The organism is Candidatus Alkanophaga liquidiphilum (assembly GCF_053996935.1).
In genome coordinates, this window is sequence record NZ_JBMXYC010000011.1 from 1 (window position 1) to 8,570 (window position 8,570).

At 49.1% G+C, this 8,570-nt stretch carries 14 protein-coding genes; 11 read left to right on the forward strand and 3 right to left on the reverse strand.

Translation table 11 applies throughout. The features are described 5' to 3' along the window. The 5 genes from ACXJJA_RS01530 to ACXJJA_RS01550 all read left to right on the forward strand — a co-directional run. A partial coding sequence (locus tag ACXJJA_RS01530) for a DNA methyltransferase (RefSeq protein ID WP_456486467.1) occupies positions 1-564 on the forward strand: 564 nt, incomplete at its 5' end. Then, positions 467-790 carry a DNA methyltransferase gene (locus ACXJJA_RS01535; RefSeq protein WP_456486478.1) on the forward strand — a complete coding sequence of 108 codons (324 nt, stop codon included), beginning with the start codon at positions 467-469 and terminating at the stop codon, positions 788-790. The genes ACXJJA_RS01530 and ACXJJA_RS01535, both read left to right, overlap by 98 nt. Then, the gene (locus tag ACXJJA_RS01540) at positions 783-1,352 is read left to right on the forward strand and encodes a restriction endonuclease (RefSeq protein WP_456486468.1); all 570 of its coding nucleotides are present in this window, start codon (positions 783-785) and stop codon (positions 1,350-1,352) included. The genes ACXJJA_RS01535 and ACXJJA_RS01540 overlap by 8 nt, the downstream gene beginning before the upstream one ends. Continuing rightward, positions 1,331-1,558, forward strand: a complete 228-nt coding sequence (locus ACXJJA_RS01545) for a hypothetical protein (RefSeq protein ID WP_456486479.1) — start codon at positions 1,331-1,333, stop codon at positions 1,556-1,558. Before ACXJJA_RS01540 ends, ACXJJA_RS01545 begins: the two co-directional genes overlap by 22 nt. Before the next feature lie 180 nt (positions 1,559-1,738). Next, positions 1,739-2,521 (forward strand): SIR2 family NAD-dependent protein deacylase, encoded by a 783-nt coding sequence (locus tag ACXJJA_RS01550; protein WP_456486469.1) that lies wholly within the window; start codon positions 1,739-1,741, stop codon positions 2,519-2,521. A gap of 11 nt (positions 2,522-2,532) precedes the next feature. On the opposite strand, the gene ACXJJA_RS01555 is transcribed toward ACXJJA_RS01550, so the two are convergent. Then, positions 2,533-3,489 carry a right-handed parallel beta-helix repeat-containing protein gene (locus tag ACXJJA_RS01555; RefSeq protein WP_456486470.1) on the reverse strand — a complete coding sequence of 319 codons (957 nt, stop codon included), beginning with the start codon at positions 3,487-3,489 and terminating at the stop codon, positions 2,533-2,535. A 227-nt stretch (positions 3,490-3,716) separates the two neighbouring features. Here ACXJJA_RS01555 and ACXJJA_RS01560 point away from each other — a divergent pair, with 227 nt between their 5' ends. From ACXJJA_RS01560 to hisG, 4 genes are read left to right on the forward strand one after another with little or no spacing between them, the layout of a single operon-like run. After that, positions 3,717-4,073 (forward strand): cell division protein SepF, encoded by a 357-nt coding sequence (locus ACXJJA_RS01560; RefSeq protein WP_456486471.1) that lies wholly within the window; start codon positions 3,717-3,719, stop codon positions 4,071-4,073. Between the two features lie 22 nt (positions 4,074-4,095). Next, positions 4,096-4,596 carry a ZPR1 zinc finger domain-containing protein gene (locus tag ACXJJA_RS01565; RefSeq protein ID WP_456486472.1) on the forward strand — a complete coding sequence of 167 codons (501 nt, stop codon included), beginning with the start codon at positions 4,096-4,098 and terminating at the stop codon, positions 4,594-4,596. A 19-nt stretch (positions 4,597-4,615) separates the two neighbouring features. Next, entirely contained in the window at positions 4,616-5,806 is a 1,191-nt protein-coding gene (locus ACXJJA_RS01570; RefSeq protein WP_456486480.1) for a methionine adenosyltransferase, read from the forward strand. Between the two features lie 9 nt (positions 5,807-5,815). Continuing rightward, positions 5,816-6,688, forward strand: coding sequence for an ATP phosphoribosyltransferase (gene hisG, locus ACXJJA_RS01575; protein WP_456486473.1), 873 nt, complete (start codon positions 5,816-5,818; stop codon positions 6,686-6,688). 235 nt (positions 6,689-6,923) lie between these two features. Here hisG and ACXJJA_RS01580 read toward each other — a convergent pair whose 3' ends face one another. Then, a complete protein-coding gene (locus ACXJJA_RS01580; protein ID WP_456486474.1) occupies positions 6,924-7,121 on the reverse strand; it encodes a hypothetical protein in 198 nt (65 codons plus the stop codon). 39 nt (positions 7,122-7,160) lie between these two features. After that, positions 7,161-7,298 (reverse strand): hypothetical protein, encoded by a 138-nt coding sequence (locus tag ACXJJA_RS01585; RefSeq protein WP_456486475.1) that lies wholly within the window; start codon positions 7,296-7,298, stop codon positions 7,161-7,163. Positions 7,299-7,686: 388 nt separating this feature from the next. On the opposite strand from ACXJJA_RS01585, the gene ACXJJA_RS01590 reads away from it, so the two are divergent. Continuing rightward, the gene (locus tag ACXJJA_RS01590) at positions 7,687-7,914 is read left to right on the forward strand and encodes a hypothetical protein (protein ID WP_456486476.1); all 228 of its coding nucleotides are present in this window, start codon (positions 7,687-7,689) and stop codon (positions 7,912-7,914) included. A 169-nt stretch (positions 7,915-8,083) separates the two neighbouring features. Next, positions 8,084-8,449 (forward strand): hypothetical protein, encoded by a 366-nt coding sequence (locus ACXJJA_RS01595; RefSeq protein WP_456486477.1) that lies wholly within the window; start codon positions 8,084-8,086, stop codon positions 8,447-8,449. Positions 8,450-8,570 lie beyond the last annotated feature (121 nt).

The window sequence follows — 8,570 nt, forward strand, 5'->3', positions numbered from 1 at the left end:
GATAATGGATCAATTTATCTTCATATTGATTGCAAAATAGGTCATTATGTAAAAATAATAATGGATGAAATATTCGGTCCTGATAGATTTATAAATGACATTACAAGGATCAAGTGTAATCCAAAAAACTTTGAAAGAAAAGCCTATGGAAATATTAAAGATATGATATTGTTTTATTCTAAAACATCTAAATATGTCTGGAACGACCCTAGGGAGGAACTTACTGAAGAAGATATAAAAAGACTCTTTCCTAAAATTGATAGTAATGGAAGAAGGTATACCACAACTCCACTCCATGCTCCCGGAGAAACTAAAAATGGGCCTACAGGACAACCTTGGAGAGGAATAAAGCCACCAAAAGGAAGGCATTGGAGATATCCTCCAGAAGAGCTAGAACGACTAGATAAAATGGGATTAATTGAATGGTCCTCGACTGGAAATCCACGTAAAAAAATTTATGTGGATGATGTGTTGGCAAAAGGTAAAAAAAAGACAGGATGTATGGGAATTAAAAGATCCTCCATACCCCACATACCCAACAGAAAAAAATTTGGAGATGCTTAAAACAATAATAGAGGCATCATCAAATCCAGACGACATCGTATTGGATTGTTTTGTTGGCTCTGGAACTACATTAATAGCCGCCGAGGAAACTGGACGTAGATGGATAGGAATAGATAATTCTAAAATAGCTATTGAAACATGCCAAAAAAGAATCAACAAAATGAAACATTATTCTGCATATACTTTGTTTGAAATAGTCAAAAATGGAGGTGTTGAAAATGAATGAGTGGGTTAGAAGGAGTATAGAACTTGCAAATGCACCCGGTTATTTAGACAACTTATTGGAAGTGTACCCTGTGACTCAGGAGACCGAAAGATATATACCTAGTGAAATAAAGGAGGATTTAAGAGGACTTTTTTATGGCGAAGATGACTATGCATTTATTAAGAAACTCTTAAAATTGCCTAAATTTCCCATTAAAGATCCATATGTTGCTTTTCTACGTAAGCGTGAGATATTCTTGGAGTATAATCCCCGCACTGTACATAGATTAGCAGAACGTATTCGCTCTATGGGCTATGAAAATATGATAAAAGCACTTGAAGAACCCAAAGAATTCAATAGACAAATAGGTACGTTGTTTAAAAGATGGTTGAGGACATTGGAATATCCATTCTTAAATGATGATGTTTTTGTATCATCGCACGACATATCATTTTTGGAAGGGAGTGAAAATCATTTATTAAACTTTGCGAATAGTTATCTTGGATGTAACCTGAACAAAGGGCCTGATTTTATAGCAAAAGTTAAAGATATATATATATTATTGGTGAGGCAAAATTTCTAACAGATTATGGAGGACACCAAAATGCCCAATTTGAAGACGCCTTAAGACTATTAAGAGGATCTGATGGCAATGCTTTAAGAGTTGCTGTTCTTGACGGTGTTGTTTGGATAAAGGATCATACGAAAATGTATAGAACAGTTTGCCAATTAGAAAAACCAGCATTTACAGCGCTTTTATTGAGAGAGTTTTTAGAGAGTTTGAGGTGATAGAAATGAATAGTAAAGCAACATATATACAAAACTTCCCCGCCCGCCTTCTCTGCTGTATCCTACCTTTCAAAAGGCAGGAATTAGCAGCAACCGTTTCTTAAAATCTACCGCCAACAACTCCTCCCTTTCGGGAGAAGTCTTGCAAGCAACAGGAAGATAAAAGCCGGCGTAAAAGATATGATAATGGATGTAGGGGACAAGACGGACGTGGTGGCGAGCCTGATTTTGAGGGCGGAGCGAGTCGTTGCGCTCACAGGCGCTGGCATAAGCACCGAGTCCGGAATCCCGGACTTCAGGAGCCCCGGCGGCATTTGGAGCAGATACGACCCTGATGAATTTTCCTTCCAGAGGTTCTTGGCGAACGAGACGACCCGCCGTAAATACTGGGAATTCAGCCGAGATTTCTATCCGGTCGTTGCAAATGCAAAACCTAATGCCGCGCACCTTGCGCTTGCGGAACTCTACAGGCTGGGGAAGTTGCACTGTGTCATCACGCAGAACGTCGATGGACTGCACCAGAAGGCTGGCATTCCTGAGGACAAAGTCATCGAGATTCACGGGACGCTGTTGTTCGTCGTCTGCTTGGACTGCGGCAAAAGGTATCCGAGGGACGAGATTCAGAGGCGAGTGACACGTGGCGAAATCCCGCCGAGGTGCGATGCGTGCGGCGGCATTTTGAAACCTGCGACTATCTCCTTCGGACAGCCGATGCCCGCAAGAGAGATGCGGCTCGCGGAAGAAGCTGCGGCGAGCTGCGACCTCTTCATGGTCGTAGGCACGTCGCTCGTCGTGTATCCGGCGGCAGCGCTCCCGCTGCTTGCGAAAAGAAGTGGCGCACGGCTCGTGATAATAAATTTAACACCCACCGCCCACGACAACTACGCAGACGTCGTCATCCACGGAAAAGCCTCTGATGCACTACAAAAAATAATAACGCTCGTGAAGGCTAAAATGAGGTAGGTTAACTCGACTTAATCAAACAATGACCGTGTTTCCTCAGTCGCTCGTCGCCGCTGCTTTTCTTTTAGCATCAGCAGAGTGGACACAAACCCAAATATTAACAAAGCGCCGTCGGCAGTAGGCGTTCTCGTCGGCGTGGGTGCTGGTGCGCCTCCGCTGCCATCTCCGGCGCCTGTGGTTGTGGCGTCTTGCGTCCCAGCGGCAGGGCTCGGCATTACCTCCGGCGTCCTGAGAATCTCGTAATTTTCAAACGGCATGATGAGCGGGAAGTAATCCTCATCCTCGCCATCTATGAGGTAAACATAGTCGCAGATGCCATCGCCATCGAGGTCTACGTGTTTATGGTCGCTCCAGTAATTCGCCAAGTAGTTTTCAAAAGTCTTGCCGTTATAAACGTAGGAAACCCGTCCCTGTGAATGCCACCAGTTCTGAGATTTGTAGGAATAAACGCTGTCAACGTTACCGATGATGTCATTCAGGTATATGAAATTCTCAGATGACTCGTGAAGATACAAGCCGTAATCGTTATTCATAAGTTTGTTTTCCCTAATAATGTTCTTTGAGGCGCGTTGTAGTTTTATCCCGTATTTATTGTGTTCGATGATGTTGCGGATGATGACGTTATCCTCGGATTCGACGGAGAGTCCAGCAAGCTCGCAGAAGTTTATACGGAAGCCCTCGACCCAGCAGCCCGCCGCCTGAATCCGTATCCCTTCCCTCTCGCCGTTTATCTCCGGCGAATCTACGCCACGGAGCGTCAATCTCTTGTTCAGCACAACGTCCTCAAAATACACGCCGGGGTAAACTAAAATTTCATCCCCGCTGCTGGCGGCGTCCACAGCGTCCTGAATCTTTACAAAATCGGCGGTTGGACAGTCAGAACCGTCATCATCAACGCAGTATGTCTTTGCGGCGGCAACATTCACGAATATTAATGCTAAGGCGATAACAAAGAATATATGCTTCATTAGAACTCTTTCAAGCATCTGCTTTATTAAAATTTGCCTTTGCAGACAGTTTATTTAAAATAAAAAGAGACCTTGACCGCCCTGCAGCCGCCGAGAACGGCATCTAAAAACGCGCAACTTATGGCTTGGGAGACTTTCCCAAGGCGTCACAAGCTGTCCCCACGCCTTCAACATACCTGACCCAAACTAATTTTTAAAAGGAGACATACATTTATGGGGGGGCTGCGATGAGGTTATTCAAGAAGAAGGAGCTTGCGCGGAGGGAGAACGTAGAAGATTATGTTGACCTTGACATTGAAGAATACGTGGAGCTTGCGGAAGAGGAAGCGAAGTCGTATGTGAAGGCGGTAGAGCTAACGAGTCTGAACGAGATGCCCGAACTGAAAAAGGAGATTTACAAGGGGAACATCCTCATACTTGACATATCTCTAATAAAGCAGGACAAGATTACGGTGGAGCGAGCGATAAAGGATTTGAAAAGAGTGGTGGCGGACGTTGGCGGGGACATCGCCGGACTGGATGACGACAAAATAATAGTAACTCCGACGGGCATCAGGATAGAAAGGAGGAAAATAGCCAAATAACTACTGCTCTTAGGAGGAGTGCATGAGCGAGGGTCAGATGAAAGGAGTTTGTCCTATTTGTGGTTCCGAAATGACCTTGCGCTTCGTTCCTTACGAGGTGTCCTATTTTGGCGAAGTTATGATTTTCAATGCGGTGTGCGGCTGCGGTTACAAAACAACGGACGTTATGATTCTTTCAAAGCGGCGCAACAAGCGGTATGAGGTGGAGGTCGCTTCTGAGGAGGATTTGAGCGTACGGGTCGTAAGGTCGCAATATGGCAGGATTGAAATTCCGGAGCTCGGCGTCGTCGTGGAGCCAAAGAAGGGCGAAGCCTTCATTTCAAATGTCGAAGGCGTGTTGCAGCGTGTCGAAAGTGTCTTGAAGCTCTTAGAGCGGGATGCCAACGAGGAGCAAAAGGCGAAAATTGCTGAACTTTTCAGGAAGATAAATGAGATAAAGGCAGGGAGGAGAAGGATGCGACTGATAATTGAGGACCCCACAGGCAACAGCGCTATAATCTCTGAGAGAGCGAATGTTGAGTAAAGAGGGCGGGAAAATGAGCATGAGGAACATAAATGTTGAGATGCTAAGAACGACGCCTGTAGAGGGACAGAAGATAGAGATTGTCGAAAGGAAGGGCTTAGGGCATCCCGACAGCCTTTGCGATGGCATCGCAGAGGCGATAAGTGCGGCTCTTAGCCGAGAATATAAAAAGAAGTGCGGCGTCGTCCTCCACCACAACACCGACAAAACGCTCATCGTCGCCGGCAGCTCGGCGCCCCGCTTCGGCGGCGGCGAGGTTATCTCACCGATATACATGCTCGTCGCAGGAAGAGCAATAAAAGAGTATGAGGGCATAGATTTCGCAACCGATACTATCGCAATAAGAGCTGCGAAGCACTACTTAAGGCAAGCTGTCCGCAATCTCGACGTCGAAGCGCACGTCATCGTGGACTGCAAGCTTGGGAAGGGCTCCGCCGACCTCATCGAGGTTTGTAGACTTAAGGAAGAGGTCCCTTACGCAAACGACACCTCGTTTGGCGTCGCTCATGCCCCGCTTTCTGAGACCGAGAAGATTGTGTTGAACGCCGAGCGGCGGGTGATGCGAGAGCTCAGGCATAAGGAAAAAGCGATAGGTGAGGACATGAAGGTCATGGGCGTGCGGAACGGCGACAGGATAAACTTGACGGTTGCGGACGCCATCGTCTCGAAATACGTGGACGACTACGACCACTATGCGGCGGTGAAGCGCCAGCTCACCGAGTTCATAAAAAGTGTAGCCCACGAGTTCACCGAGCGGGAGGTGAGCGTTGCGGTGAACGCCGCCGACACGCCGCAGTCCGTTTACATCACCGTCACGGGGACCTCGGCGGAGATGGGTGATGATGGCTGCGCCGGGCGTGGCAACCGCTGCAACGGGCTCATCACGCCCAACCGCCCGATAAGCATGGAAGCTGCTTCTGGGAAAAACCCCATTAACCACACGGGTAAACTTTACAACCTGCTCGCCAATAGAATCGCTAACGAAATCTTCGAGCGTGTGGTAGGCGTCGAGGAGGTTTATGTGAAGATTCTCTCGCAAATCGGACGGCGGATTGACGAGCCGAAGGTTGCAAGCGCTCAAATAATCCCCACGTCAGATACGAATTTCAACACCATCGAAAACGCCGCCCGCAAAATCATAGACGAAAATCTCGCGGAAGTAGGAAAAATCTCCGAAATGGTGATAGAAGGTAAGCTCAGCACGTTTTAAATGACGACCATGATAAGCATAGCGATTCCGAAGGGAAGCTTGGAAGAGCAGACGCTGCTGCTATTCAAGCAGGCTGACTTGGAGGTGCGGCGGACGGAGCGGGGCTACAACCCGACGATCGACGACCCCCGTATCTCCAAGGTCAAGATTCTGCGTCCGCAGGAGATTCCAGAATTCGTGGAGCAGGGCTATTTCGACCTCGGCATCACCGGCAAAGACTGGATCGTAGAGAGAGGCGCGGACGTCGTCGAAGTCGCAGACCTCAGATACGGAAAGCGTGGCAACGCCCCTGTGCGAATCGTCCTGGCGGTTCAGCACGACAGCGGAATTGAACGTCCTGAACAAATGCCAAAAAACGCAAAAATCAGCACCGAATATCCGAACATCACGAGACGCTACTTTGAGCAACTTGCGATTCCGGTCAAAATCTTCTTTTCATACGGTGCCACCGAAGCCAAGGATATGATGGACGGCATTGTCGAGCTCACAGAGACCGGCGAGACGCTCGCAAAGAACAATTGGCGAATCATCGACGTGCTCTTTGAGTCGACAACGAGGCTCATTGCCAACAAGGCTGCGTGGAATGATCCGAAGAAACGCAAGGCAATCGAGGAGATAAAGACGCTGCTCCTCGGCGTCCTCGAAGCCCGTGGCAAGGTCCTGCTGAGCATGAACGTGCGGGCGGACCGCCTCGAGCGCATCGTGCGAGCGCTCCCCGCCCTGAAACGCCCCACGATATCAAGACTCTATGGCGACGGTGAAGCCTACTACGCTGTCGAAACCGTGGTCAGCAAGCGCGAGGTCAATATCCTCATACCAAGGCTCAAGGAGCTTGGCGCTGAGGACATCCTTGAAATTGATATACTGAAGATTGTTAGATGATTCTAAGGCAGACTGCTCTGAAGGCAGACCTGGCGCCTGTTACTTCGTGTCGCCGCAGAAGCGGTGCTCACGGGCAAAGCGTCTCTCTGAAGCAAGAGCCAACTGCTATCACTGCGTTCTTACTCCGGTGAGAAGGAGATGTCACATACCCTTGTGCTCGCCCACTTTCCTTGCGCATCCCGCCTGAAAAACGAGATTTTGCAAGCAACATTTTTATAAAAAGGGATAAGAAAGGTCAGCGTCTCCTCGATGAACGAGGAGCTAGCTTGCCCTCGCCCGTGCGTGCGTGGGTGCGTGGGACGCCGTCCCGCTTCATCGAGCCATCGGGGTGGCTGTAAGACCGCACCCGCATCGGGCTGGAAAACTGGCGGACGCCGCTCCAGCCCATCGAGACAAAAATAACTACGGATACATAAAACTTCCGCCCTCTCATTTAAACCATAAACTTGGCGGTGGGGAGGGGGGGTATAAGCTACTCCACGACTGAAGGCGGGAGCTTCACTTTAAGCCTCTCCACTCTGATTCCTTGAGGGCAACCTGCCCAGAGCCTGAGCGACGTGTTCGGGCGGAGCACGCTGCCCCTAACAGGATATACCCGCAGCCTCGCCAATGAAAATACAAACATTCAAGTATTTATTTAAAACTTTTCCACCCACCTCCCCCATCTCAGAATAGGTTCATAAGCTTTCTTAGCGACTTTTTGTAAGAAGAACAACAAGAACTTCCACTACGTCCGTTCGGGCCGTTTAAGCGGGAACTCAAGGCGAAATGCGAGAGCCATAGTATAAAAACTACGTTGAAGTCGATGAGAGAGATACATCAAGGACGTGCTTCAGGTGCGGCAGCACAAAGAGCGGAGACAGGATGCATGAGGGGCCTATTACGTCTGCAAAGACTGCGGATCGTCGTGAATGCGGACGTGAACGGCGTCATAAACATTCTGAAAAAGATAGCCCCCAAGCCCATTTAGGTGAGGATGGTGGCGGCGTGAACCGAGGATGCCGGTGCGGATAAGGTTCGCAAAGAGTAAACTCTCGCACGAAGCCAGACCGTTAACTGCATACAGGACGATGGCGAACGTGGCGATGTCGCCGATGAGTCAGGAAATTGCGGTGTTCTCGGTCTTCGTGGTCTTTCTTCTGATATACACTATACTTTGGGTATTCGAGCTGGAATTTGGGCTTTTCGGCGGAACGGCGTTAGCCAAACTCGTAGGCAGGTCATAGAAGGGATAAAGACTAATTTCAGGACTGCAAGATTCACCGTAGGCGTCCCTGCGGCGGTCGTTGGCTTTATCTTTGTGCTCTTCTAGAGACATGTTTACATGCTACCGGCGCTTCCTGCTTTAGAGATTGCCACGACGCCAGTGTTCTTCTGACGACGTTCATCCTAGGGATGACCTCAGTAGCAGCAGTGCTTTCTGCAAAATACCTGCTCCTCATCACGATTTTCGCAAACGTCCAAATTGCAAGCGGCGACGCCTGCGGGCATGGCGCAGCTCGAAACGCTGCACGAGACGTTCATGGCGAGCTCAAGTCGGTGTTCCTCGCGAGAGGAGTGTCTGCGGTGCTCACGCTCGTGCTTGTGATCCCGGTTGCAGCAGCTCTGCGGAAAGGCGACGTCGCGAAAGCCTCAGCGCTCATAATCGCAGTGTTCGTCTGCGCATTCATTTGCGAGCTCCTTGGGCGAACAATCCCGCTTGATGCAAGCGTGCCGCTCCGCGACGTCATCCACTACTTCGCAATCCCCCAAACCTTTTAAGAAGACGTTGCTGCTAATTCCTACTTTTGAAAGGTAGCAGCAGGGGAGGCGGGTGGTTTTATATATGTCGCTTTACTATTTATCGACGTAGGGTCGGGCGACCCGAAGTGAAGCCCTCGAC